This window comes from Bradyrhizobium sp. 2S1, from assembly GCF_011516625.5.
GTDB classification, from domain to species: domain Bacteria; phylum Pseudomonadota; class Alphaproteobacteria; order Rhizobiales; family Xanthobacteraceae; genus Bradyrhizobium; species Bradyrhizobium septentrionale.
Genome location: NZ_CP147717.1, coordinates 10,123,139 through 10,146,885, shown reverse-complemented (window position 1 = coordinate 10,146,885; position 23,747 = coordinate 10,123,139). Strand labels below are relative to the sequence as shown.

At 64.7% G+C, this 23,747-nt stretch carries 17 protein-coding genes and 2 pseudogenes; 12 read left to right on the top strand and 7 right to left on the bottom strand.

Features of this window, described 5'->3' with window-relative positions; translation table 11 throughout:
• Positions 1 to 177 precede the first annotated feature (177 nt).
• The 4 genes and pseudogenes from HAP54_RS52700 (at position 178) to HAP54_RS48190 (ending at position 7,137) form a co-directional block, all read left to right on the top strand.
• Positions 178 to 3,650, top strand: a pseudogene (locus HAP54_RS52700) (indolepyruvate ferredoxin oxidoreductase family protein).
• 138 nt (positions 3,651 to 3,788) lie between these two features.
• Positions 3,789 to 4,220, top strand: coding sequence for a hypothetical protein (locus HAP54_RS48200; protein ID WP_175619330.1), 432 nt, complete (start codon positions 3,789 to 3,791; stop codon positions 4,218 to 4,220).
• 299 nt (positions 4,221 to 4,519) lie between these two features.
• On the top strand, positions 4,520 to 6,100 hold the full coding sequence (locus tag HAP54_RS48195; RefSeq protein WP_166298235.1) for an alkaline phosphatase D family protein: 1,581 nt from the start codon (positions 4,520 to 4,522) through the stop codon (positions 6,098 to 6,100).
• Between the two features lie 218 nt (positions 6,101 to 6,318).
• On the top strand, positions 6,319 to 7,137 hold the full coding sequence (locus HAP54_RS48190; RefSeq protein ID WP_166298234.1) for an aldo/keto reductase: 819 nt from the start codon (positions 6,319 to 6,321) through the stop codon (positions 7,135 to 7,137).
• Positions 7,138 to 7,209: 72 nt separating this feature from the next.
• On the opposite strand, the gene HAP54_RS48185 is transcribed toward HAP54_RS48190, so the two are convergent.
• Positions 7,210 to 7,428 (bottom strand): hypothetical protein, encoded by a 219-nt coding sequence (locus HAP54_RS48185; protein WP_166298233.1) that lies wholly within the window; start codon positions 7,426 to 7,428, stop codon positions 7,210 to 7,212.
• A gap of 229 nt (positions 7,429 to 7,657) precedes the next feature.
• Here HAP54_RS48185 and HAP54_RS48180 point away from each other — a divergent pair, with 229 nt between their 5' ends.
• Entirely contained in the window at positions 7,658 to 8,938 is a 1,281-nt protein-coding gene (locus tag HAP54_RS48180) for an amidohydrolase family protein (protein WP_166298232.1), read from the top strand.
• Positions 8,939 to 9,011: 73 nt separating this feature from the next.
• Here HAP54_RS48180 and HAP54_RS48175 read toward each other — a convergent pair.
• A pseudogene (locus HAP54_RS48175) lies at positions 9,012 to 10,231 on the bottom strand (PLP-dependent aminotransferase family protein).
• Positions 10,232 to 10,292: 61 nt separating this feature from the next.
• The gene (locus HAP54_RS48170) at positions 10,293 to 10,772 is read right to left on the bottom strand and encodes a DUF3124 domain-containing protein (protein WP_166298231.1); all 480 of its coding nucleotides are present in this window, start codon (positions 10,770 to 10,772) and stop codon (positions 10,293 to 10,295) included.
• A gap of 119 nt (positions 10,773 to 10,891) precedes the next feature.
• Between HAP54_RS48170 and HAP54_RS48165 the strand changes: the two genes are divergently transcribed.
• From HAP54_RS48165 to HAP54_RS48150, 4 genes are all read left to right on the top strand, one after another.
• Positions 10,892 to 12,625, top strand: a complete 1,734-nt coding sequence (locus HAP54_RS48165) for a cation:proton antiporter (RefSeq protein ID WP_166298230.1) — start codon at positions 10,892 to 10,894, stop codon at positions 12,623 to 12,625.
• Positions 12,626 to 12,764: 139 nt separating this feature from the next.
• Positions 12,765 to 13,841: a 3,4-dihydroxy-2-butanone-4-phosphate synthase gene (gene ribB, locus HAP54_RS48160; protein WP_166298229.1), complete on the top strand. Its 1,077-nt coding sequence runs from the start codon at positions 12,765 to 12,767 to the stop codon at positions 13,839 to 13,841.
• A gap of 168 nt (positions 13,842 to 14,009) precedes the next feature.
• Complete coding sequence (locus tag HAP54_RS48155; protein ID WP_029081406.1) at positions 14,010 to 15,224, top strand: acyl-CoA dehydrogenase; 1,215 nt, start codon at positions 14,010 to 14,012, stop codon at positions 15,222 to 15,224.
• A gap of 138 nt (positions 15,225 to 15,362) precedes the next feature.
• Complete coding sequence (locus HAP54_RS48150) at positions 15,363 to 16,280, top strand: MBL fold metallo-hydrolase (RefSeq protein WP_166298228.1); 918 nt, start codon at positions 15,363 to 15,365, stop codon at positions 16,278 to 16,280.
• A gap of 147 nt (positions 16,281 to 16,427) precedes the next feature.
• Here HAP54_RS48150 and HAP54_RS48145 read toward each other — a convergent pair whose 3' ends face one another.
• Together HAP54_RS48145 and HAP54_RS48140 are read right to left on the bottom strand one after the other, a co-directional pair.
• Positions 16,428 to 17,288 carry a DUF1499 domain-containing protein gene (locus HAP54_RS48145; protein WP_166298227.1) on the bottom strand — a complete coding sequence of 287 codons (861 nt, stop codon included), beginning with the start codon at positions 17,286 to 17,288 and terminating at the stop codon, positions 16,428 to 16,430.
• A gap of 301 nt (positions 17,289 to 17,589) precedes the next feature.
• Positions 17,590 to 19,218, bottom strand: a complete 1,629-nt coding sequence (locus HAP54_RS48140) for a fatty-acid--CoA ligase (protein ID WP_166298226.1) — start codon at positions 19,216 to 19,218, stop codon at positions 17,590 to 17,592.
• A 76-nt stretch (positions 19,219 to 19,294) separates the two neighbouring features.
• On the opposite strand from HAP54_RS48140, the gene HAP54_RS48135 reads away from it, so the two are divergent.
• Positions 19,295 to 20,446 (top strand): extensin family protein, encoded by a 1,152-nt coding sequence (locus HAP54_RS48135; protein ID WP_414646172.1) that lies wholly within the window; start codon positions 19,295 to 19,297, stop codon positions 20,444 to 20,446.
• Positions 20,447 to 20,469: 23 nt separating this feature from the next.
• On the opposite strand, the gene HAP54_RS48130 is transcribed toward HAP54_RS48135, so the two are convergent.
• Positions 20,470 to 21,144 carry a L,D-transpeptidase gene (locus HAP54_RS48130; RefSeq protein WP_166298224.1) on the bottom strand — a complete coding sequence of 225 codons (675 nt, stop codon included), beginning with the start codon at positions 21,142 to 21,144 and terminating at the stop codon, positions 20,470 to 20,472.
• Positions 21,145 to 21,506: 362 nt separating this feature from the next.
• Here HAP54_RS48130 and HAP54_RS48125 point away from each other — a divergent pair, with 362 nt between their 5' ends.
• Both HAP54_RS48125 and HAP54_RS48120 read left to right on the top strand, forming a co-directional pair.
• Complete coding sequence (locus HAP54_RS48125) at positions 21,507 to 22,484, top strand: magnesium transporter CorA family protein (protein WP_166298223.1); 978 nt, start codon at positions 21,507 to 21,509, stop codon at positions 22,482 to 22,484.
• A gap of 139 nt (positions 22,485 to 22,623) precedes the next feature.
• A complete protein-coding gene (locus tag HAP54_RS48120) occupies positions 22,624 to 22,842 on the top strand; it encodes a hypothetical protein (protein WP_029081399.1) in 219 nt (72 codons plus the stop codon).
• 135 nt (positions 22,843 to 22,977) lie between these two features.
• On the opposite strand, the gene HAP54_RS48115 is transcribed toward HAP54_RS48120, so the two are convergent.
• The gene (locus HAP54_RS48115) at positions 22,978 to 23,730 is read right to left on the bottom strand and encodes an SDR family NAD(P)-dependent oxidoreductase (protein ID WP_029081398.1); all 753 of its coding nucleotides are present in this window, start codon (positions 23,728 to 23,730) and stop codon (positions 22,978 to 22,980) included.
• Positions 23,731 to 23,747 lie beyond the last annotated feature (17 nt).

Sequence of the window (23,747 nt, the reverse complement as noted above, 5' to 3'; positions counted from 1 at the left end):
TTCAAAGAAGCCGGGGTTCGGCAAGACCTCGCATGTGCAACATCGAGTTATGTGCTGCGGCCATGGAACGGGGCTGTTCATGCATAACAAAACCGGTGCATGCTGATGCATGATCATTCGGAAGATAATGAGACCGGTTCGGACCGGCGCGACTAACCGGCGGGGAGCCTGAGACTGATGGCGTTGATGGACGTTGGACTGGACGACAAGTACCGGTTGGACACGAAACGAATCTTCCTCTCCGGTACCCAGGCTCTGGTCCGATTGCCCATGTTGCAGCGCGAACGCGACCGCGTGCACGGGCTGAACACCGCGGGTTTCATTTCCGGATATCGCGGCTCGCCGCTCGGCATGTACGACCACGCGCTATGGCGCGCGAAATCGTTCCTCAGAGAGCACGACATCGCCTTCGTTCCCGGCCTCAACGAGGATCTGGCGGCGACCGCGGTGTGGGGCAGCCAGCAGGTCGGCATGTTCCCGGGCGCCAAGGTCGATGGCGTGTTCGGCATCTGGTACGGCAAGGGCCCCGGCGTCGACCGCTCGCTCGATGCGCTCAAGCACGCCAATTCGGCCGGCACCTCGCCAAATGGCGGCGTGATCGCGCTGGCCGGCGATGACCATGGCTGCCAGTCCTCCACCCTCGCGCACCAGAGCGAGCAGGTGTTCGCCTCGGCGCTGATGCCGGTGGTCAATCCGGCGACGCTGCAGGACTATCTCGACCTCGGCATCCTCGGCTTTGCGCTGTCGCGCTATTCCGGCTGCTGGGTCGGCTTCAAGGCGATCTCGGAAACCGTCGAAAGCTCGGCCTCGATCGTCAGCGATCCCGATCGCATCAGGATCATCACACCTGACGATTTCGAGATGCCGCCGGACGGGCTCTCGATCCGCTGGCCGGATCCGCCGCTGGAAGCCGAGCGCAGGCTGCACGGGCCCAAGATGGAGGCGGTCGCGGCCTTCGCCCGCGTCAACCGGTTCGACCGCATCGTGCTGGATTCGAAGCCGGCGCGGCTCGGCATCATGGCGACCGGCAAGGCCTATCTCGATCTGCGCCAGGCGCTCGCCGATCTCGGCATCACCGATGCCGACGCGCAGGCGCTGGGCCTGCGCATCTACAAGGTGGCGCTGACCTGGCCGCTCGAAGCACGCGGCGCGCGCGCCTTCGCCGAAGGCCTGCAGGACGTGCTTGTCGTCGAGGAGAAGCGCGGCTTCATCGAGGACCAGCTGGTCCGCATCCTCTACAACATGGACGCATCCAAGCGTCCCTCGGTGGTCGGCAAGCGCGACGAAACCGGCGCGCCGTTGCTGCCGAGCGAGGGCGAGCTGACGCCGACCATGGTGGCGGCCGCCGTCGTCGCGCGTCTGCGCAAGCTCGGCCACCGTAGTCCGCTATTGGAGCAGCGCCTGGCGAAACTTGAGGCGTTCGATCGCCCAGTCGAGGGCACGGGCACCGCGAAGCTGCAGCGCACGCCGTATTTCTGCTCGGGCTGTCCGCACAACTCGTCGACCAAGATCCCCGAGGGCAGCCGCGCCATGGCCGGCATCGGCTGTCACGGCATGGTGCTGTCGGTGCCGAACCGCAACACCCAGACCATCTCGCATATGGGCGCCGAGGGCGTGAGCTGGATCGGGCAGGCGCCGTTCACCAGCGAACAGCACGTGTTCCAGAATCTCGGCGACGGCACCTACACCCATTCCGGGCTTTTAGCTCTACGGGCCGCGGCTGCGGCCGGCGTCAACATCACCTACAAGATCCTCTATAACGACGCCGTCGCGATGACCGGCGGCCAGCCGGCCGAGGGCGGCTTCACGGTGTCGCAGATCGCGCACCAGGTCGCGGCCGAGGGCACCAAGCGGCTTGCGATCGTCTCCGACGATCCGGACAAATATCCCGCCAATTATTTCCCGTCGGGCGCTACCATCCACCATCGCCGCGAGCTCGACGGCGTGCAGCGCACCTTGCGCGAGATCGAGGGCCTCACCGTCCTGATCTACGACCAGACCTGCGCCGCCGAGAAGCGCCGCCGCCGCAAGCGCGGGCTGTTTCCCGATCCGGCCAAGCGCGTCTTCATCAATGAGCGCGTCTGCGAAGGCTGCGGCGACTGCTCGATGGCGTCGAACTGCGTCTCGGTGCAGCCGCTGGAGACCGAGCTCGGCCGCAAGCGCCGCATCGACCAGTCGAACTGCAATAAGGATTTCTCCTGCATCGAAGGCTTTTGCCCGAGCTTTGTGATGGTGCAGGATCCCAAGCTGCGCAAGGCCGACCGCACCGCCGCCGATCCCAAGGCGCTGTTCGCCGACCTGCCGACGCCGCCTGCGGCTGCGCTTGCCGCCCCCTACAACACCTGATCACCGGCATCGGCGGCACCGGCGTCATCACCATCGGCGCGCTGCTCGGCATGGCCGCGCATGTCGAGGGTCTCGCCTGCTCGACGCTCGACTTCACCGGCCTGTCTCAGAAGAACGGCGCGGTCATGAGCCACGTCCGCCTCGCGCCGGCGTCCGACATGCTGACCACGGTCCGCATCGCGCCCGGCAATGCCAATCTCATCCTCGGCTGCGACCTTGTCGTGGCCACCAGCGTGCCGGCGCTGAGCCGCGCCGAGCGCGGCGTCACCCGGGCCGTCGTCAACGCCGATCTGTTGCCGACCGCGAGCTTCGTGATCGATCCCGATATTGATTTCGAGGCTGGTGCGATGCGCGACGCGCTGAACGGCGCGGTGCGGCCCGATGATCTCGACATCCTCGACGCCACCGGGCTTGCGACCGCCCTGATGGGCGACAGCATCGCGACCAACGCCTTCATGCTCGGTTTTGCGTTCCAGCGCGGCGCGATCCCGCTGTCGCTCGATGCGATCCTGAAGGCGATCGAGCTCAACGGCGCCGCGATCGAGATGAACAAGACCGCGTTCTCTTGGGGTCGGCTTGCCGCGCATGATCTGCAACGCGTGGTCAGCGCCGCGCGCTTCAAGAGCGCAGGCACAGCGCCGGCAAAGAAGACGCTGGACGAGGCGATCGCGTTCCGCGCCAAATTCCTCACCGACTACCAGGACGAGGCTTACGCCAGGCGCTATCTCGACGACGTCGCGCGCGTCCGCACCGCCGAGGCCGCGACCGCGCCGGGCTCGCAGGACCTGACCGAGGCCTTTGCAAAAGGCCTGTTCAAGCTGATGGCCTACAAGGACGAGTACGAGGTCGCGCGGCTTTATTCCGACGGCGAGTTCACCAAGGCTTTGAAGGAGCAGTTCGAAGGCAATTCCGGTTTGAAGGTCTTGCTGGCGCCGCCGCTGCTGGCGCAGCGCGATCCCGTCACCGGGCGTTTGCAGAAGCGCGAATTCGGCCCGTGGATCTTCAAGGCGTTCGGCCTGCTGGCGGGGCTGAAGGGCCTGCGCGGCACCGCGTTCGATATCTTCGGCTACACCGCGGAGCGCAAGATGGAGCGTGCCCTGCCGATCGAGTATTCGGCGATGATCCTGCGCCGTCTCGACGGCAAGAAGCCGCTCGACCTGCCGCGGCTGGTGGCGCTGGCCAAGGCTGCAGACCTCGTGCGCGGCTACGGCCACATCAAGGAGGGCAACGTCGCCGGCTACCGCACCGAATGCGCGCGGCTGGAGCGCGCGATCGGCCAGCCGCTGGCGCAGGCGGCCGAGTAGGGCAGGCGGCGGGCCGCGGGAACTTTCCACGGCCGCCTTGGTTGATCCGTAACCCTGCCCGCAACAGCGGGGTGGATTCGCGCGGCCGGGCTCTTACATGATGGCTGTTCTATTCGAGTGATTTCAGGAGGCCCGTTGATGGTCCTGAAAAACGTTTTGGTTGCAATTGTTTGTACCGCGTGCCTGGCTTTGGGCGGCGTGGCGTTGGCTGACGAGTACCGCCCCAGCGAGTTCTTCAGCCTCGATCTTTCCCAGGCGGTGCTGTCGCCGAAGCGACTCGGGCCGCCGGCGCAGTTCGAGCCGGTTGCGGTCGAGGCGAAGACCGACCACGGTCCGGATCAGCGTGCCAATGTCGAGCCGACGGCCGAGCAGCCGAAGGTCGCATCACAGAAGGCGGCCCGGACGGCCAAGGTAACAGCGCAGCCTGAGAAGCAGCGCGCGGTCGCGCGCGTCCCGGCCCGTGCCAAGCTTGCAAGGCGGCACGCAAACCCGCTCGATGCCGAAGCCCGCGACACCAGGATCCAGACCTGGCCGTGCCGCACCGGCGGCATCTGTAACTGGCAGCGGTGAGGGGCGGCTCGGCAGTCTCACGCCGATCTACGCGCGCATCCGCACCAATACCAAACCCGTCATCCTGAGGAGGCCGCGAAGTGGCCGTCTCGAAGGATGAATCGGCCCCCGTCCGTGGCCGATTCATCCTTCGAGGCTCGCTGCGCTCGCACCTCAGGATGACGGATTTTTGTTCCGGGGCCGCTGCTCCAAGAGTCATCCCGCCGTCGCAAAACCGTCGGCGGAGAGTCAAGAAACCGTAAGGGCGGAGTCAAACGGCGCAGGCAAAACCTTCGTTGCGATTCGACGAAGGTTATTCGATGCCGACAACGATCTCCGCGAGGGGACGAGGCCTTACAAGGCGTCAGCTTCTGGTGCGCTCGGCGTCGACGGCTGCGCTGGCCGGATTGGGCTCGCTCGCAAGACCCTATCTGAGCCGTGCTGCGGATCGCCCGGCGATCGCGGGTATCCAGTCCGGCGATGTGGCGCGCGATTCCGCTGTCATCTGGGCCCGCGCTGATCGCGCCGCGCGGATGCAGATCGAATGCGCCACGGTCGAAAGCTTCGCCACCATCCTGCGCACCGCATCCGCCGATGCGCTGCCCGAGCGCGACTTCACCGCAAAGCTGCTGCTCGACGGCCTGCCTCCGGGCCAGGACCTGTTCTATCGCATCAGCTTTGCGGATCGCGACGGCACCGCCGGCGAAAGCCGCGTCGGGCATTTCCGCACCGCGCCGGTCGACCGGCGCTCGATCTCGTTCGTGTGGTCCGGCGACGTCGTCGGGCAGGGCTGGGGCATCGACCCCGCGCGCGGCGGCTTGCGCAGCTACCGCACCATGCTCAACGAGCGCCCGGATTTCTTCATCCATTCCGGCGACCACATCTATGCGGATTGCACGGTGCCGCCGCAGCAGACGCTGCCGAACGGCGAGATCTGGCGCAACATCGTCACTGAGGAGAAATCCGTCGTCGCGCACAGCCTCGACCAGTTTCGCGGCAACTACAGATACAACTGGCTCGACGAGAATTTTCGCGCCTTCCACGCCGAAGTGCCGATGTTCGCGCAGTGGGACGACCACGAGGTGGCCGACGACTGGTCGCCGGTCGGCACCGCCGACGCCACCGGCTATGATACCGACGGTACCTCGCGTCTGGTGGCGCGGGCGCGCCGCGCTTTCCATGAATTCATGCCGATGCGGCTGATGCCGGAGCGCGACGGCCGCGTCTATCGCAAGATCGCCTATGGGCCGCTACTCGACGTCTTCATCATCGACATGCGCTCCTATCGCGATTCCAGCTGGAACAGGCAGGGCGATCCGGACCAGGCATTCATCCTCGGCGAGAGCCAGCTCGCCTGGCTGAAGCGCGAACTGGTGGCGTCGGATGCTGTCTGGAAGGTGATCGCGGCGGATCTGCCGATCGGCCTGGTCAGCCTGGATGCGGTCGCGCTCGGCGACGGCCCGCCCGCGCGGCGCGAGCACGAGATCGCCGATTTGTTGTCATTCATGAAGCGCGCCGGTGTCCGCAACACGGTGTGGCTCACCGCCGACATGCACTACACCGCCGCGCATCACTACGATCCGAACCGCGCGGTGTTTCAGGAATTCGAGCCGTTCTGGGAGTTCGTCTCCGGTCCGCTGCATGCCGGCACCTGGTCGCCGGGCGAGCTCGACAACACCTTCGGCCCGAAGGCGATGTACCAGAAGGGCTGCTCGGCCGAGCAGGGCGACAATCTCGCGCCATACTTCGGCCTGCAATTCTTCGGCCGCGTCGACATCGACGGCACGACCTCTGTGATGACGGTGACGCTGAAGGACGTCGACAACCACGACCTCTGGTCGGTCGACATCGAACCACGGCCGGACGCGCGGCCCGGCCAGATCATGGCGGAACACATCTAGCCCGTAGCATTTTCGAGCGAAGTGGGGTTCGACTTCGCGTGAAGAAAACGCGTCAAGCCAGGATTCGTCGCGACATCTTGATTGCAGATGCCTTGCCCGACAGGCTGGTTTGCGGGCAGACTGCGGTATTGGCAGTCCTGCCAATTTCATTCCGACCAGACGAATTGCCCGCGTGACGTCGTCGATGGCATCGGCGCCCCACGCGTCAGGAGCTATCCATGGAAAATCTGCAGACAAAGGGCATCAACCTGCCGCAGCTCGGACTCGGCACGTTCCGCATGCAGGGCGATGCCTGCCGTGCGGCGGTCGAGAGCGCGCTCGGGCTCGGTTACCGGCATATCGACACCGCCGAAATGTACGCCAATGAAGAGGCGATCGGGGCCGCGATCGCGGCCGCGAACGTCGCGCGCAAGGACCTGCACGTCACCACCAAGGTCTGGCACGAGAACCTGGCGCCGGACGCGATCCGCAAGGCGTTCGACACCAGCCTGAACAAGCTGCGGCTCGATCATGTCGATCTCTATCTGGTGCACTGGCCGTCGACGAGCATGAAGCTGCCGGCGGTGTTCGAGACGCTGATGACGCTGAAGGAAGAGGGCCGCACCCGCGCGATCGGCGTTGCCAATTTCACCACCGCGCTGCTCAAGACCGTGGTCGAGGACATCAAGGCGCCGATCGCCTGCAACCAGATCGAATATCATGCGATGCTGGATCAGACGCCGGTGCGCAAATATCTCGCGGCGAAATCGATCCCGCTCGTGGCCTATTGTCCGCTGGCCCAGGGCCGCTTCGCCACCGACGATACCCTTGCAAAGATCGGCAAGAAGCATGATGCGACCGCAGCGCAGGTGGCGCTGAAATGGCTGCTCGACCAGGACGGCGTTGCGGCAATCCCGAAAGCCTCGCGCGCCGAAAGCCAAAAGGCCAATCTCGATGCGCTGAAGGTCAGGCTCGACGACGACGACCGCAAGGCGATCGCTGCGTTGCGCAAGGACATGCGCTGCGTCAATCCAGGATTTGCGCCGGCGTGGGATTGAGCCCGGCGGATATTTGATGAGAACGTAGAAAGAGAAAATGGCTCCGCGAGGAGCCATTTTCCGTCTGTCGATTTAGTAGCGATCCCGCCTGATGACCACCGTGCGGTCATGGTCGTGGTGCCAGCCGCGATGCCAGCCACGGTCATGGCGCATCTCGGCGCGCGCGCCCCAGCCACGATCCCAGTGATGGTGGCCGCCGCGCTTGATCACGACGGTCTCGGCGCTCGCGATCGACGGAACGGCCACTGCAAGCGCACCGACAGCCGCAAGAACAAAGCCAAATTTTTTCATTTCATCCTCCTCAATGATGCGTGGAGGAAACCGTACAGGCATCGAAACGTTCCTGAGGAAACGGAGGAGTTTTCTGAACGGTTGTTCAGGCAATTGCAGTTGCTGCTGTGCGTCGCGTGTTGTCGCGCACAATCGATGGATGAGCGCAGCACGTCGCTTCGATGGCCTTGCCTAAGGGCCGCGTCCGACGCATCATCGCGCCATAAAAATCATACTGGGGGGCGTCGCCGTGAGCGGATTTTCGCGCCGGGATTTTTTGAAAGTTTCAGGATCGGCCGCTGCCGCCGTCATCGCGGGACCAGCCTTTGCGGCGATGGGGCCGGACGACAAGTTCGACCTCGTGATCAAGAGCGGCGACGTGATTGATCCCAGCCAGTCGCTGCGCGGCAAGCGCGACATCGGCATCCGCTGGGGCATCATCGAGGCTGTTGAGGACGAGATCCCGGCCGCTCGCGCCGCCAAAACCATCGACGCCTCGGGCAAGCTCGTGATGCCGGGCCTCGTCGACCTGCACTGTCACGTCTATCCGTACGGATCGGCGATCGGCATTCCCGCCGACGAGCTGGTGCAATTCCAGGGCACCACGACCGTCGTGTCGGCCGGCGATGCCGGCGTCAACAACCTCGCGGCGCTGCGGCGCTTCATCGTGGCGCAGTCGCGGGCGCGGATCTACGCCTTCCTCCATATCGCCAACAACGGCCTGTCGGCGTTCCCGGTGGCCGAGCTCTACAATATCGACAATGCCCAGGTCGAAGCCTGCGCGATGGCGCTTGCCGAGAACCCGGACTTCCTGATCGGGGTCAAGGTGCGGATGTCGGAGAACGTCATCTTCAAGCACGGCATCGAGCCGTTGAAGCGCGCCATCCAGGCCTGCGAAATGTGCGGCTGGCCGGCGCGGATGATGGTGCATATCGGCGGCGTCGAGACCAGGGAGCTAATGTCCGACATTCTCGATCTGCTGCGGCCGGGCGATATCCTCACTCACGCCTATTCCGGCGCGCCGAACATGTCCGGCGCCTTCACCAACATCGTGCAGGACGGCAAGCTGCTGCAGGCAGCGCTCGAAGCCAAGCAGCGCGGCGTGCTGTTCGACGTCGGCCATGGCGGCGGCAGCTTCGATTTCACGGTGGCGGAGATCGCCATTCCGGCGGGCTGCACGCCCGACACGATCTCCTCCGACATCCATGTCTTTTCGGGCAACTCGCCCGGCATCCCGTTCCTGCCGAACGTGATGAGCAAGTTCCTGGCGATGGGCTCATCGCTGGATCAGGTGGTGGCGATGGCAACCGCGGTGCCGGCGCGGATCATCAACCGCGCCCCGAAGATCGGCACGTTGCAGCGCGGCGCGCCCGGCGACGTCGCGATCATGGATCTCGTCGAAGGCCCGGTCACCTTCGTCGACACCCGCAACAACAAGCGCGACGGCAATCTGCAGCTGAAGCCGGTGCAGACCGTGGTCAACGGCGTGCCGTTCGGGCGGCCCTATCAAGCGCCGTTTTCGGTGCGGTGACTCGGTCTCTCGATCACCTCTCCTCGTTGGGGAGAGGTGAACCGATAGCGCGGCTGCAGTCTGACGCGTTCAATTAGCCGCGCTTCTCCACATTGCTGCTCCGCGCCGGCACGCCGAACTCCTTGCGGCACACCTCGGCCAGCACCGCGACGCCCTCGCGGATCTGCTCGTGCGAGGGGCTGGCGAAGCAGAGGCGGAGCCGGCTGCCGGAATGCGCCTTGCTGGTCGACCATTCCGGTCCAGGATTGATCGAGACGCCGGCGGCGAGCGCCGCCTGATAGAGCTTCAACGTGTCGACATTGTCGGGCAGCTTGACCCAGAGGAAGATGCCGCCCTTGGGGGCCTCGAATTCGGCCGCGGTGCCGAATTGCTCGTTCAGCGCCTCCATCAGCGTGTCGAGTTTTGCGCGCAGTCCTCGCGTCAGTTTGGGCACGTGGGTCGCAAAATGCGGCGCGCAATATTCTGAGAGTACCATCTGTTCCAGCGCGCCGGAGCCGGCGTCGGTCTTCAGCGGCAGCATCCGCGACATGATCTCCCACGGCGCGACGATGAAGCCGACCCGCAGCGCCGGCGCGATCGACTTGGAGAACGAGCCGATATGGATCACGCCGCCATGCTTGCTCATGGCGTAGATCGCGGGCGGCCGTTCACCGCTCCAGATCAAATCGGCGTAGCAATCGTCCTCGAAGATCGGCACGCCGTATTCTTTTGACAGCTTCAGCATCTCGGCGCGCCGGCTCTCGGGCAGGATCGAGCCGGTCGGGTTCTGATGTGTTTCGGCGTGATGCCGCGTCGCTTGTGATCGGCGAGCGCTGCGGCCAGCGCATCGATCCTGATGCCCTCGCCATCGAGGGGAATGCCGACCGTGTTGACGCCGAGCCGCGTCAGCCGGTTCAGCGAGCCCTGATAGGTTTCCTGCTCGATCAGCACGGTGTCGCCCTTGGCGAGCAGGGTCTGGTTGACCAGATCGAGCGCCTGCAGCGAGCCGGAGACGATCATGATCTCATCCGGCGTGCAGGCAATCCCCGCGTCGCGCTTCAGCTTCTCGGTCAGGAATTGGCGCAGCGGCAGATAGCCCTGCGGCCCGTGCGCGAGGTTGTAGGTCGCGAGATTCCTGCCTTCGCGCTTCAGCACGGCATTGACCGCCTCCAGCAGTCCGTCGACCGGGACCTGGTCAGGATCATTGTTGCCGCCGACGAAGCTGTATTTCGCGAGCCCGGTCCATCGCGCCGCCGGCGCAGGCAGGCCGGCCGGGAGCAGCGGTGCAAAGTCGAACTGGGCTGAGGTGGACATGGACGTTTCGCTCCGTGTTGTTGTCGTTGAGAAGGCCGCGCGTAAGCGGCCCTCTATGCAGTCAGTTCTTGCCGGGCAGCCTGATCGGCCGGCCCTGGCTGATGAAGGCGTAGTGCCCGGGGCCGACGCTGCCGACCATCAGGGCCTCGACCGCCGGTTCCGCGATCTCGCCCGCGGCCGCCCAATCGACCACGAAGTTCGCGCCGGTGCCGCCGCGGGTATCGGTCGTGGCGATAGCGACCTCGACGGTGGCAAACGGTTTTAGCGCGATCGGCGATTTGAGGTAGCTCTCCACCATCTTGCCTGATGTGTCGAAATAGGCGATCCGCTTCAGCACCAGCGGCCTCGTCTCGGAGGCGTTGTGCACGCTGAGCGTCACCGAGAAGTCGGCCCTGAGCTTGCCCTGGCTCATCGACACGCTGGAATAGACCGGCACATAGAATGCACCGGAGGCGGTGAGCCCTTCCGTCGGGACCGCGGTCAGCGAACTTGCGAAATTTTGTTCAATACTTCCGGGGGATTGTGCTAGCGCCTCAGGCATGCGCACGGTGAGGCAGACCAAAACTGCCAGAAAAATGCCGCCTGCGCGGATGTGACACATTGCTCGGTTGATCCTCACGCCCGGCCCTCTAGGTTGCGGCAACAGGAAGTCTTTGATGCATGCATGAACTGATTCCCGACATCACGCTCTGTATCCTGTTTGCCTGGGGGCTCGGGCTGCTCGCCCATTTCTCCCGGCAACCGTTGATCCTGGCGTACCTTATCGCCGGCTTTTTCATTGGTCCATTCGGCATGGGCTGGGTCAAGTCCCAGGAGTCGATCAGCATCATCTCCGAGCTCGGCCTGATCTTCATGCTGTTCATGATCGGGCTGGAAATCGACCTCAAGAAGATCATCCGCGCCGGCAAGGTCATCCTGTTCGCCGGCGCCGGCGAGCTGCTGGGCGGCTGCCTGATCGGCGTCGCGTTCTTTGCAGCCATCGGGCTTGCGATCGGCGGCGGCAAGTTCGACGCGGTCTATCTCTGCGTCGCCTGTGCGCTGTCCTCGACCGTGATCATCGTCAAGGTGCTCTACGAGAAGCGCGAGCTGGATACGCTGCCGGGCCGGATTACGCTCGGCGGGCTGGTGTTGCAGGACATCTTCGCGATCCTGTTCCTGGCGGTGCAGCCGAGCCTGGACAATCTGCAGATCAGCGTCGTGTTGCTGTCGATCGCCCGCGTTGCGGTGCTGGTCGCGACCGCGCTGGTGCTGAGCCGTTACGTGCTGCCGCGGCTGTTCCACCAGATCGCGCGCCGGCCCGAGCTGGTGCTGCTCGGCGCGCTCGCCTGGTGCTTCCTGATCGGCGAGATCGCCGAGCGGCTGCATCTGTCGCGCGAGATGGGCTCGCTGGTCGCCGGCGTCTCGATCTCGACCTTTCCCTACGCACTCGACGTCACCGCCAAGGTCACGACGCTCAGGGATTTCTTCATCACCCTGTTCTTTGTCGCGCTCGGCATGACGATCCCTGTTCCGGGCTTGCAGGTGATCGGGCTGGCGCTGGTGATTGCGGCCTTCACGGTGGCGAGCCGGCTGGTCACGATGTTCACGCCGCTCTATCTGATGAAGCAGGGCCTGCGCGCCAGCCTGCTGCCGGCGATCAATTTGGCGCAGATATCCGAGTTCTCGCTGGTGGTGATCCAGACCGGCGTCGCCGCCAACCATATCGCGACCCAGACCGCGAATGCAGTCTCGTTCGCGTTCGTGGTGCTGGCGGTGCTCTCGACCTTCGCGATGGGCCGCAGCGATCAGATCGTGCGCGGCCTGATCGGTCCCTTGAAGCGGATCGGGCTGCGCGACCTCGACCAGGAGGGCGAGGGCCGCGGCGAGGCCGGGCAAGAGGGCGAACATGGCGAGATCCGCCGCATCGTCATCCTCGGTTTTTTCCGCGCCGCGAGCGCGCTGATCAGCCAGATCGAGCGGCAGAACCAGTCGCTGCTCGAGCAGATCAGCGTCGTCGACTTCAATCCGCTGGTGTTCCGCACGCTGACCGATCGCGGCATGCACGTGATCTATGGCGATATCAGCAATGTCGATACCCTGGTCCATGCCGGCATCGGCAAGGCCGAGATCATCATCCTGAGCGTGCCGGATTTCCTGCTGGTCGGCGCCGACAACGAGAAGCTGGTGCGTCACGTCCGCGCCCTGAACCCGACCGCGAAGGTTGTCGCCACCGCGGACCTCTTGTCCGGCGTCGACGACCTCTACGCGGCCGGCGCCGATTACGTGACGGTGACCCGCCTCAGCGACGCCGGCGAGCTCTATGCGGTGATCGAGGCCACCGATGCCGGCCTGCTCGACGACAAGCGCGCCGAGCTGGACGCCCAGTTGAGCGACCGGCGCGAGGTGTTGCCGTAGGCGAGCATGATCCGGGGAATGCGGTACCCGTCACCGTCCTGGTATGCCTGCCGGACGCATGGCGGGTTGCATAATGATACTGGCGCTGACATCGGAACCCGGCTAATCCACTGCCTGCATATAACGAGATGTCAGGACAATGGCCGATACGATCCAGGAAGTGCTGCAAGCCTTTGCGAAGGGCGAACTTGTCGTCGTCACCGACGATGACGATCGGGAAGGCGAGGGCGATCTGATCGTCGCGGCGTCGTTCTGCACGGCGGAGAAGATGGCCTTCATCATCCGCCACACCTCCGGCATCGTCTGCGCGCCGATCACCACCGAGGACGCCCGTAGGCTGCGGCTCGACCCGATGGTGGCACACAACGAGTCCAACCACACCACCGCCTTCACCGTCTCGATCGACTACAAGCCCGACGGCGGCACCGGCATCTCGGCCGAGGAACGCGCCTCCTGCTGCCGCGCGCTCGCCAATCCCAATGCCGGTGCCAACGACTTTGCCCGCCCGGGCCATATTTTCCCGCTGATCGCGCGTGACGGCGGCGTGCTGCTGCGCTCCGGCCATACCGAGGCCGCGGTCGATCTGTGCCGGCTCTCGGGCCTGCCGCCGGTCGGCGTCATCAGCGAACTGATGAACGACGATGGAACCGTGATGAAGGGCGAGCAGGTCGCGAAATTCGCAACCGCCCACAAGCTCAAGCATGTCACGATCGCGGACATGATCGCCTATCGCCAGGCGCGCGAGAAGCTGATCGAGCGGGTCGCGACCTTCACCACCGAAAGCCCGATCGGGCCGCTCCAGGGCTATGCCTATCGCTCGCCGTTCGACGAGATCATGCACGCCGCCTTCGTCTATAACGGCATCGGCGACGGCCGGGACGTGCTGACGCGGCTGCACAAGCCCAACATCGTCAAAGACCTCTTCACCGGGCCGGCGCGCATGGAAGCCGTGCTGCGGCACTTCAAGGCTGCCGGCCGCGGCGTGCTGGTCTATCTGCGCGACGGTGCTGCAGGTGTTCCGGTGCAGCCGGTCGAGGAGTCGAAAACCGCGGAGGCCGATCGCCACAAGCAGTGGCGCGAGGTCGGCGTCGGCGCGCAGATCCTGCGCGATCTCGGCGTCACCTCGATCCGTCACCTGACTTCGTCGGTCCACGACTACAAGGGGCTGTCCGGTTTCGGCATCGAGATCGTGTCGAACGAGAAGCTGGAGACCTGACGTTCGTCATTCCGGGGCGATGCGCATGCATCGAACCCGGAATCTCGAGATTCCGGGGTCACGCTGTGTCGCGCCCCGGAATGACGACAACCCAATTCAATTGCGCTTCGCAGCATAGCGCTTTAATTTATCCGCCAATTTCCGAGTGATGATGCGAAAGGATGTTTCATGAGCGTGCGCCCCCAGGCCAAGGACAAGCCGGCTGCCGCCAGCTTCCAGTGGGATGATCCGTTCCTGCTCGACGAGCAGCTCACCGAAGACGAGCGCCTGATCCGCGACACCGCGCGGGCCTATGCGCAGGACAAGCTGGCTCCACGGGTCACCAAGGCCTATCTGGAAGAGAAGACCGATCGCGAGATCTTCAACGAGATGGGCGAGCTTGGCCTGATCGGCGTCACGCTGCCCGAGGAATACGGCTGCGCCAATGCGAGCTACGTGGCCTACGGCCTCGTCGCGCGCGAGATCGAGCGCGTCGACAGCGGCTATCGCTCGATGAACTCGGTGCAGACGTCGCTGGTGATGTATCCGATCTACGCCTATGGCGACGAAAACCAGCGCAAGAAATATCTGCCCAAGCTCGCGACCGGCGAATGGGTCGGCTGCTTCGGCCTGACCGAGCCGGATGCCGGTTCCGATCCCGGCGGCATGAAGACCCGGGCCGAGAAGGTGGCCGACGGCTACAAGCTCAACGGCGCCAAGATGTGGATCTCGAACGCGCCGATCGCCGACGTCTTCGTGGTGTGGGCCAAGTCGGCCGCGCATGACAACCAGATTCGCGGCTTCATCCTCGAAAAGGGCATGAAGGGCCTGTCGGCGCCGAAGATCGGCGGCAAGCTGAGCTTGCGCGCCTCGATCACCGGCGAGATCGTGCTCGACAATGTGGTGGTGCCGGAAAGCGCGCTGCTGCCCAACGTCTCCGGCCTCAAGGGTCCGTTCGGCTGCCTCAACCGCGCCCGCTACGGCATCTCCTGGGGCGCGCTGGGCGCCGCCGAGGACTGCATGCACCGCGCGCGGCAATACACGCTCGACCGCAAGCAGTTCAACCGGCCGCTCGCTGCCACGCAGCTGGTGCAGAAGAAGCTCGCCGACATGGAGACCGAGATCGCGCTCGGCCTGCAGGCCTCTCTGCGCGTCGGCCGCCTGATGGACGAGGGCAAGATGGCCCCGGAGATGATCTCGATCGTCAAGCGCAACAATTGCGGCAAGGCGCTCGACATCGCCCGCATGGCGCGCGACATGCACGGCGGCAACGGCATCCAGATCGAGTATCACGTGATGCGCCACGCCGCGAACCTCGAGACCGTGAACACCTATGAGGGCACGCACGACGTCCACGCCCTGATCCTCGGCCGCGCGATCACCGGCATTCAGGCGTTCTCGTAAGGAGCGCTCACCCAAACGCCGTCATGGCCGGGCTTGTCCCGGCCATCCACGTCTTGGGGCTCGCAACGGAAGACGTGGATGCCCGGGACAAGCCCGGGGACGAGGTCAAAGAGAAGCCGGACATCACGGACAAGAGCCATGGCCGACAACGACGACATCCCGTTCAACCGCGATTTCCTGCTGCAGCCCGGCGTGGTCGAACAGGTCCGCCCCGGCGTGCGCCGCGTCCTCTGCAACAATCCGAGCCCGTTCACCTTCACCGGCACGGTCAGCTACATCATAGGCCAGGGTAAGGTCGCGATCATCGATCCCGGTCCCGATGACGAGGCGCATGCGAAGGCGCTGCTCGATGCGGTCAAAGGCGAGACCGTGACCCACATCCTGGTCACCCACACCCATCGCGACCATTCGCCGAACACGCCGCGGATCAAGGCTGCGACCGGCGCACCGGTTTACGCGGAGGGGCCGCACCGCGCCTCGCGCCCGCGCTTCGAGAGCGAGAAGCACAATCCGGAGTCCGGCGCGGACCGCGATTTCCGGCCCGATGTCGAGGTCAAGCACGGCGACGTCATCGAGGGCACAGGCTTTGCGCTGGAGGCGGTCGCCACCCCCGGCCACACCGCCAACCATCTGGCGTTCGCATGGGCCGAGCGCAGCATCAATTTCGTCGGCGACCATGTGATGGGTTGGTCGACCTCGATCGTGGCGCCGCCCGACGGCTCGATGATCGACTACATGGCGTCGCTGGAGCGGCTCGAGCAGCGGCCCGAGCAGCTCTACTTCTCCGGCCACGGCCCGGAGATTCCGGAAGGCCCGCGCTATGTCCGCTTCCTGGCGCGGCACCGCCGGGCCCGTGAGGCGTCGATCCTGCATCGCCTCGGCAAGGGCGAGGCCGACATCCCGACCATGGTGCGGGCGATCTATATCGGGCTCGATCCGCGCCTCGCCAACGCCGCCGGCTATTCGGTGCTGGCGCATCTGGAGGATCTGGTCGCGCGCGGCATCGTGGCGACCGATGGCGATCCGGTGATCGGCGGCACGTACAGAGTGGCCTAGCCTGTCATTCCGGGGCGTGCGAAGCACGAACCCGGAATCCATTTCACCACGGAGTCTGCGGCCTGATGGATTCCGGGCTCGCGCGGAGCCTGTCATCGGGCCGCGCTTTGCGCGGACCCGTTGGCGCGCCCCGGAATGACGAGAAGATTACTTCTTCACCGTCTTCGCCGGCGGCGTCTTCGGCGGCGCGGCAGGGACCGCCTTCTTGGCCGGTTTGGCGTTGTCGTTGTCGGCGGCGGTGTTGAGGTCCTCGATCAGCCTCTTGACCCGCGCAGCGTTGCTGCCGAGATCGGCGTCGAAATAGCGTGATGCCGAGCGGATATCGACGCGCGAGTCTTCGTCATCGGGCGTGACCCGGATCGAGACGTCCTCGCGGAAACCCATGATCGGGGTGCGCGCCACCGCCTCGATCCGGCCGATGCGGCGCGGCGGCTGCGGCGCGCGGGCGTCGATGACGAGCCATTTGCGGCGGTTCACCAGCCGCAAGGTCATCTCATAGGCGCGGTCGACCGGGGCTTCGAGCTCGACGGTTTCGATATCGGGCCAGGCCGCGCGCTGCTGCTCGGCCGAATAGAGACCGGCATAGGCGGCCGGATTGGTGCCTTCCCCAGTGCGCAGCCGCGCCAGCGCCTCGAATTTCGGCGGGTCGATCGCGTCGGTGGTGATGTCGTAGATCCGCGGCAGCTTGCGGTACTGGTAGGTGAGGTAGGCCGGGTAGGCGAGGATCGCGGCGTTGATCACGAGCGCGAGCAGGATCCGGCCCATGCCGCGGGTGCCGTTCTGCCAGATCGCGGCGAAGGCGGCGAGCCCGAGCAGGATCGACAGGCCAGCCAAGCCCAGCGCGCCGAAGAAGGTCATAAGCGCCGGTTTGACCTCCAGGAACCCGAAGCGGACGATGAGGATCGAGACCACCACCGCGACGACGGCAAAGATGGCGAGGTTGCGCGACCAGGTGGCGAGACCGGACACGGGCTCCTGCTGGTAGGGAGCGGAAAACCTGCGCGCCATCGTCGAAAAATCTGCCGGTTGAGATGTCCTTGGGCGACCTCAGCCGCCGCCAATGATCGTGTGAGACCACGGACCTGCGGCGAATTCAAGGGATTTGGGCGGGATTTAGGTCGGTGCTTCCCTTGTCCCCTTGTGGGAGAAGGTCGCCGTAGGCGGCCTCCGGCCGCCGTTGAGGACGCCGATGCCTTGCATCGGCTATGCGAAGTCCGCGACGGATGAGGGGTTGTCTCCGCGGAGAGAACCCCTCACCCGCGCTCGCTGTGCGAGCGCATCCTCTCCCACAAGGGGAGAGGGTGAATCGTCACGCCGCGGCGGTGGGGAAGGTGTAGTCCTTGAACTGGTCGCGCAGCGCCGTCTTCAGGATCTTGCCGGTCGCGGTGTGGGGAATGCCGTCGACGAAGGCGACGTCGTCGGGCATCCACCATTTGGCGATCTTGCCGTCCATGAACTTCAGGATGTCCTCGCGCGTGGCGCTCTCGCCCTGCTTGAGCTGCACGATCAACAGCGGCCGCTCATCCCATTTGGGGTGATGGACGCCGATCACGGCGGCTTCCGCGACCGCCGGATGGCCGACCGCGAGGTTTTCCAGATCGATCGAGGAGATCCATTCGCCGCCGGACTTGATCACGTCCTTGGAGCGGTCGGTGATCCGCATATAGCCGTGCTCGTCCATCGTCGAGACGTCGCCGGTGTCGAAAAAGCCCGCATCGTCGAGGATGTTGCTGTCGACCCGGAAATAGGCCTTCGCGATCGCGGGGCCGGAGACCTTGAGGCGGCCGAAGGTCTTGCCGTCCCACGGCAGCTCCTTGCCGGCATCGTCGGTGATCTTCATCTCGACGCCGAACGGCGGGTAGCCCTGGGTCTGCAGGATGTCTAGCCGCTCCTCGCCGCCGCGATCGTTGAAGGGCGGCTTCAGCGTGGCCAGCGTGCCGAGCGGGCTCATCTCGGTCATGCCCCAGGCGTGGCGCACCTGGCTGCCCATGTCGAGGAAGGCCTTGATCATCGAGCGCGGCATCGCCGAACCGCCGCAGATCACCATCTGCAGATCGGGCAGCTTGAGATTGTTGGCGGCCATGTATTGCAGCAGCATCAGCCACACCGTCGGCACACCCGCGGTGTGGGTTACCTTCTCGGTCGACAGCAACTCGTAGACCGAGGCGCCGTCGAGCTTCGGGCCGGGCATCACGAGCTTGGTGCCCATCGACGGGGCGGAGAAGGCAATGCCCCAGCTGTTGGCATGGAACAAGGGGACGACCGGAAGCATTGTGTCCGACGCGGAGGTGCCGAGCGCGTCCTTCGAGTTGGCCATCAGCGCGTGCAACACGTTGGAGCGGTGCGAATAAAGGACACCTTTGGGATCGCCCGTCGTGCCGGAGGTGTAGCACATCGCCGCGGCGGTGTTCTCGTCGAAGGTCTTCCATTCGAACTTGCCGTCGGACGCCGCGATCCAGTCCTCATAGGCGACCGCGTTCTTCAGCGTGGTCTGCGGCATGTGCGCCTTGTCGGTCAGCACCACGTAGCGTTCGACGCTCGGCAGCTGGCCGGCGATCTTCTCCAGCACCGGAACAAAGGTGAGGTCGGTGATGACGATGCGGTCCTGGGCGTGGTTGACGATCCAGGCGATCTGTTCCGGAAACAGCCGCGGATTGACCGTGTGGCAGATCGCGCCGATCCCCATGACGCCGTACCAGACCTCGAGGTGGCGCCAGGTGTTCCAGGCGATGGTGGCAACGCGGTCGCCGAGCTTGATGCCGTCGCGCTCCAGGCTCTGCGAAACTTTCAGCGCGCGGGCATGGATTTCGGCGTAAGTGGTGCGATGAATCGGGCCTTCGACCGACCGCGTCACGACTTCCTGCGTGCCGTGATATTTGGCGGCGTGCTCAATAATCTTGTGGCACAGCAAGGGCCAATCTTGCATCAAACCAAGCATACGCAAATCCCTCCTCGATCCTCACGCATGATCCACCGGCATCTTGGGCGGCCGGCAGTAAAATCATGGAATTGACATGAACTGTAGCGCGGAGAAAGCAAGCCGAAAATGGCCTGATGGTGCGTTTCGTCGCGCCAGCGCGGCAATGGTTACCGCTGCCGCTGCGCTAATTTGCCTTGGCATGCAAGCAGGATCCGCCGAAGCTGCCCGCCGCGCCCCAGGCTTTCCGTGGGACGATCTGTTCGGCACCAGGCCGCTGCGGCCGCACAAGACGGCCCGCCGCGCAGCAGTGCCGCTGCCGAAGCCGCGCCCGGCCGAGGCGCCAGCAGTTGACACGCCTGCGGCAGCCGAGCCGCCTGCCGCCGCGCCGCAGCCTCCAGCGGCGCCTGCCGAGGCCGCCAGGCCCAGCGAGACGGCGAAGCCGGCCGAAGTCGCAAAACCGGCCGGGCCCGCCGCGCCGCAACTGTCGGCCTGCCGGCAGGCCCTCACCGAGGAGATCGCGATCGCGCCGAGCATTCCCGACATCCACGGCGCCGGGGGCTGCGGCGGCGAGGATCTGGTGCGGCTGGAGGCGATCGTGCTGCCCGACAGGCGCAAGGTCGCGGTCAAGCCCGCGGCGATCCTTCGCTGCAAGATGGCCGCCGCTGTCGCCGACTGGGTCCGCACCGATATCGCGCCGCTGGCGCAGAGCCTTGGCGGCGGGATCAGCAATCTCGACAATTTCGACTCGTTCGAGTGCCGCGGCCGCAATCGCATCGCCGGTGCCCAGCTCTCCGAACACGGCCGCGCCAATGCGCTCGATGTGCGCGCGTTCGGTCTCGCCAACGGCAAGTCGATCTCGCTGACCGACCGCAGCGTTGCGCGCGACCTGCGCGAGACCGTGCTGCATTCGGTCTGCGCCCGCTTCTCCACCGTGCTCGGTCCGGGCTCGGACTGGTACCACGAGGACCATGTCCATCTCGACCTGATTGAGCGTCGCAACAATTACCGGATCTGCCAGTGGAATGTGTACGACCCGCTGCCTCAGACAGCGCCGCTATTGCCGGCCGCGCGCCCCGAAGAGGCGCCGCCGCGCGAAGTCGCGTCCAAATCCGATGCGTCCAAATCGGACAAGACTGACGACGCCAAGGCCGATGCCGCGAAATCAGATGATGCGGCCGCCCCCGACGGCGCTGCCGAGACCAAACCGCAGCCAACAAAAAAGCGCCGGCAAAGCCGGCGCCTTTGATCGCGATTGCGGTGTGATCGGGATCAGTAGGGGACGTTGCCGCCGCCCTGCAGCGCCATCTGCGGCTTGTAGGGCGAGTCGCCGTGCTTCGGCTCCAGCACCACGACGATGGTGCCGAGTTTGACCCGGCCGTAGAGGTCGATGACGTCCTCATTGGTCATGCGGATGCAGCCCGAGGAGATCGACGAGCCGATGTATTCCGGCTGGTTGGTGCCGTGGATGCGGAACAGCGTGTCCTTGCCGCCCGAATAGAGATACATCGCGCGCGAGCCCATCGGATTGTCCGGGCCGGGTGCCACGAAGGTCGGAACGCCGAGGCGCGAGATTTCGCCGGGGGTCGGGTGCCAGGCCGGCCATTCGGTCATGCTGCCGACCTTGGCGATGCCGGACCAGGCCATCGCCTCTTCGCCGACGGTGATGCCGTAGCGGATCGCCTTGCCGTCGTTCATCACGTAGTAGAGGTAATGGTTGTCGGAATCGACCACGATGGAGCCGGGCGCTTCCTTGCGGTGATACTCGACGATGGCGCGGCGGAACGGCTCGGCCACCGGGGTCTTGACGTAGGTGGTCTTGGCCAGGAGTTCCTTGTCACGCGGTTTGAAGTTCGCGGTGTTGGTTGCCTCAAAGGTCGTGGCCTGCATGCAACCCGACAACATCAGGCCCGCGGCCAGGATTCCAAAGGTAACTTTGAACGACATGATTACATTCCAATCGAAAACCCGCGTCTCAAAGCGTCAAAAGTGCGCCCAAAACGCCACGATTCCATGAAGGGCATTATTGCCGAAACCTGCCATTATTCCCAAACTTTAGATGCCTTTCCCGCATCGCGGGACGTCGTCTGTGGCTTTTTTGCCGCAAGTGTTCTGGCGCGAGGCTGGTTTTTGTGCAAACAGGCAACGGTCACCGAGTCGAAGCCGCGTCGCGTCACATTCACCGCCACTTGGCTGCCACAAAGATGGACGCCCGGTTAATGCCCCGGTCATGAAGCGCCAGCCAGAATCGCGCTAAGTCGGCGGGTCCTGCCAGCCCTGTTTGTCGGCCCTGTTTCTTGGAGTTCCTGATGCTGTCGGCGTTCGTTCCTTCGGATTTCTCCCTCAAGAAGGCCGCCATCACCGACCTGGCGTCGCTGCCCGAGGGCGCGGTCTGGGTCGATCTGGTGAATCCGACCGTGGAGGAGGACCGGGCCGTCGAGAAGCTGGCGGGGATCGCGGTTCCGACCCGGGAAGACATGCAGGAGATCGAGATCTCCAGCCGTCTCTATATCGAGAACAGCGCGCGCTACATGACCGCGACGCTGATGTGCCAATCCGACACCGACATGCCGCGCACCACGGCGGTCACCTTCATCCTGACCGGCCATCGCCTGGTCACCGTGCGCTACGACCTGCCGAAGCCGTTCGCGCTGGTCGAGAACAAGCTGGCGCGCGCCTGCGCCCCCAGCATCACCGGCGAGCAGGTGCTGATGGAACTACTGGACGCGGTGATCGACCGTTGCGCCGACATCCTGGAGCGCTGCGGGGCCGACATCGACCAGGTCTCCCACGACATCTTCGAGCCGGAGAGCGAGCGCCACGGCCACGCCAAGCAATATTCGCAGATTCTGATCACGATCGGCCGCAAGGGCGACCTGACCTCGAAGGTCCGCGAAAGCCTGGTCTCGATCGGCCGCCTCGTCACCTTCCTCTCCGCAATCGTGGAAGGGGTGAAATGGTCCAAGGACATGCGCGAGCAGCTCAAGACCATGCAGCGTGACGTCGCCTCACTGACCGACCACGCGTCCTATCTTTCCAACAAGATCACCTTCGTGCTCGACGCCATGCTCGGCGTGGTCAATCTGGAACAGAACAACATCATCAAGTTGTTCTCGGTGATGGCTGTTGTCCTGATGCCGCCGACGCTGATTGCCTCGATCTACGGCATGAATTTCAAGCTGATGCCGGAACTCGAGTGGACGCACGGCTATCCGTACGCGCTGGTGCTGATGCTGATTGCGGCGATCGTGCCGTACTGGATCTTCAAGTGGAAGAAGTGGCTGTAGGGCCTGTTTTTCAGGGCACGCGTCGCATTTTGGGATTCGGGCAACTGCCTTATTTCCTCTGCTAAAATTTGAGTGTTGCGCTGAACGTTTGGGCGAAACTTGTCTGCGATAACGCCCGCCTCGAAGCCGGAGGACAGCAATGGTTGAGAAGATCATAACGCCACGGCGTAACGTCATCGACTTTGCGCGCTATCAACAGGACCGCGCAGCAGGCAAGGTGCAGGCGATCTCGCCGAGACTTTGCCGTTACTGTGGCGCGGCGCTGCTTGATGGCGAGGACGAAGACGATTGCTCCAGCGCGTTGAACGACATCGCGCTGCAGCCTGAGAAGAAGTCGCGTCGGTTTTACGCCGACTAGAGGCCGAAGCCTCGGAGGCAGAAGCCTCGTTTGCCTTGTTACGCCTGCAAGTGAAGCTATCCCAAAGTGACGGCCGCGGCGGCGGCCGGGATCGCCTCGAAACTTCCTTCGCCGAAATAACGGCTCATCCCAAGCTCAGACGTGCTGACCACCGTTAATGTGGATTTCCGCACCGTTCACGTAAGAGCTGGTCTCCGTACAGAGAACGTAAATGATCTTGGCGACCTCGTCCGGCGTGCCGAGGCGATGCATCGGGATTTGCTGGTCGACGATCTTCTCGGTGCCCGGTGACAGGATCGAGGTGTCGATCTCGCCCGGTGCGATCGAATTGACGCGGACGCCGACGCGGCCGAAGTCGGATGCCATTTCCCGCGTCAACGATGCCAGCGCGGCTTTCGAGGTCGCATAGGCGACGCCCGCGAACGGATGCACGCGGGAGCCTGCGATCGAGGTGACGTTCACCACCGCGCCCCTGGCGTGCTTGAGCTCGTCGATCAGTCCACGGGCCAGCATAATCGGCGCGAAGAAGTTGACGCGGAACACGTGCAGCCATGTCTCGATATCGGTGTCCATGGTCCCGAGCCGCGCGCCGCCCGCCCCCTTCGGCGAGATCGCGGCGTTGTTGACGAGCGCGTGCAACTCGTCGTTCACCAACCGCTTGCGGATCTCGGAGATGGCGCGAACCGTGTCGTCATGATCGCCGAAATCGACCTCGATATGATCTTCCGGTCCCGCGCCCCAGGGGCAGACTTCCGGAAATGCATGCCGTGAGCAGGTGATGACGCGCCAGCCGGCGGAAGCAAACCGGATCGCGGTGGCGTGGCCGATGCCGCGGCTGGCACCGGTAAGGAGCAGGGTACGGCGCGGCGCGTTGGAAGGAGGGGACATGGTGTCTTTCAGGCTGT

Coding starts and splice junctions, on each gene's coding strand:
- HAP54_RS48155 (WP_029081406.1), top strand. CDS start 14,010: ATGAGCGTGCGCCCCCAGGCCAAGGACAAGCCGGCTGCCGCCAGCTTC.
- HAP54_RS48150 (WP_166298228.1), top strand. CDS start 15,363: ATGGCCGACAACGACGACATCCCGTTCAACCGCGATTTCCTGCTGCAG.
- HAP54_RS48185 (WP_166298233.1), bottom strand. CDS start 7,428: ATGAAAAAATTTGGCTTTGTTCTTGCGGCTGTCGGTGCGCTTGCAGTG.
- ribB (WP_166298229.1), top strand. CDS start 12,765: ATGGCCGATACGATCCAGGAAGTGCTGCAAGCCTTTGCGAAGGGCGAA.
- HAP54_RS48165 (WP_166298230.1), top strand. CDS start 10,892: ATGCATGAACTGATTCCCGACATCACGCTCTGTATCCTGTTTGCCTGG.
- HAP54_RS48190 (WP_166298234.1), top strand. CDS start 6,319: ATGGAAAATCTGCAGACAAAGGGCATCAACCTGCCGCAGCTCGGACTC.
- HAP54_RS48140 (WP_166298226.1), bottom strand. CDS start 19,218: ATGCTTGGTTTGATGCAAGATTGGCCCTTGCTGTGCCACAAGATTATT.
- HAP54_RS48125 (WP_166298223.1), top strand. CDS start 21,507: ATGCTGTCGGCGTTCGTTCCTTCGGATTTCTCCCTCAAGAAGGCCGCC.
- HAP54_RS48130 (WP_166298224.1), bottom strand. CDS start 21,144: ATGTCGTTCAAAGTTACCTTTGGAATCCTGGCCGCGGGCCTGATGTTG.
- HAP54_RS48115 (WP_029081398.1), bottom strand. CDS start 23,730: ATGTCCCCTCCTTCCAACGCGCCGCGCCGTACCCTGCTCCTTACCGGT.
- HAP54_RS48200 (WP_175619330.1), top strand. CDS start 3,789: ATGGTCCTGAAAAACGTTTTGGTTGCAATTGTTTGTACCGCGTGCCTG.
- HAP54_RS48195 (WP_166298235.1), top strand. CDS start 4,520: ATGCCGACAACGATCTCCGCGAGGGGACGAGGCCTTACAAGGCGTCAG.
- HAP54_RS48170 (WP_166298231.1), bottom strand. CDS start 10,772: ATGCCTGAGGCGCTAGCACAATCCCCCGGAAGTATTGAACAAAATTTC.
- HAP54_RS48135 (WP_414646172.1), top strand. CDS start 19,295: ATGAACTGTAGCGCGGAGAAAGCAAGCCGAAAATGGCCTGATGGTGCG.
- HAP54_RS48120 (WP_029081399.1), top strand. CDS start 22,624: ATGGTTGAGAAGATCATAACGCCACGGCGTAACGTCATCGACTTTGCG.
- HAP54_RS48145 (WP_166298227.1), bottom strand. CDS start 17,288: ATGGCGCGCAGGTTTTCCGCTCCCTACCAGCAGGAGCCCGTGTCCGGT.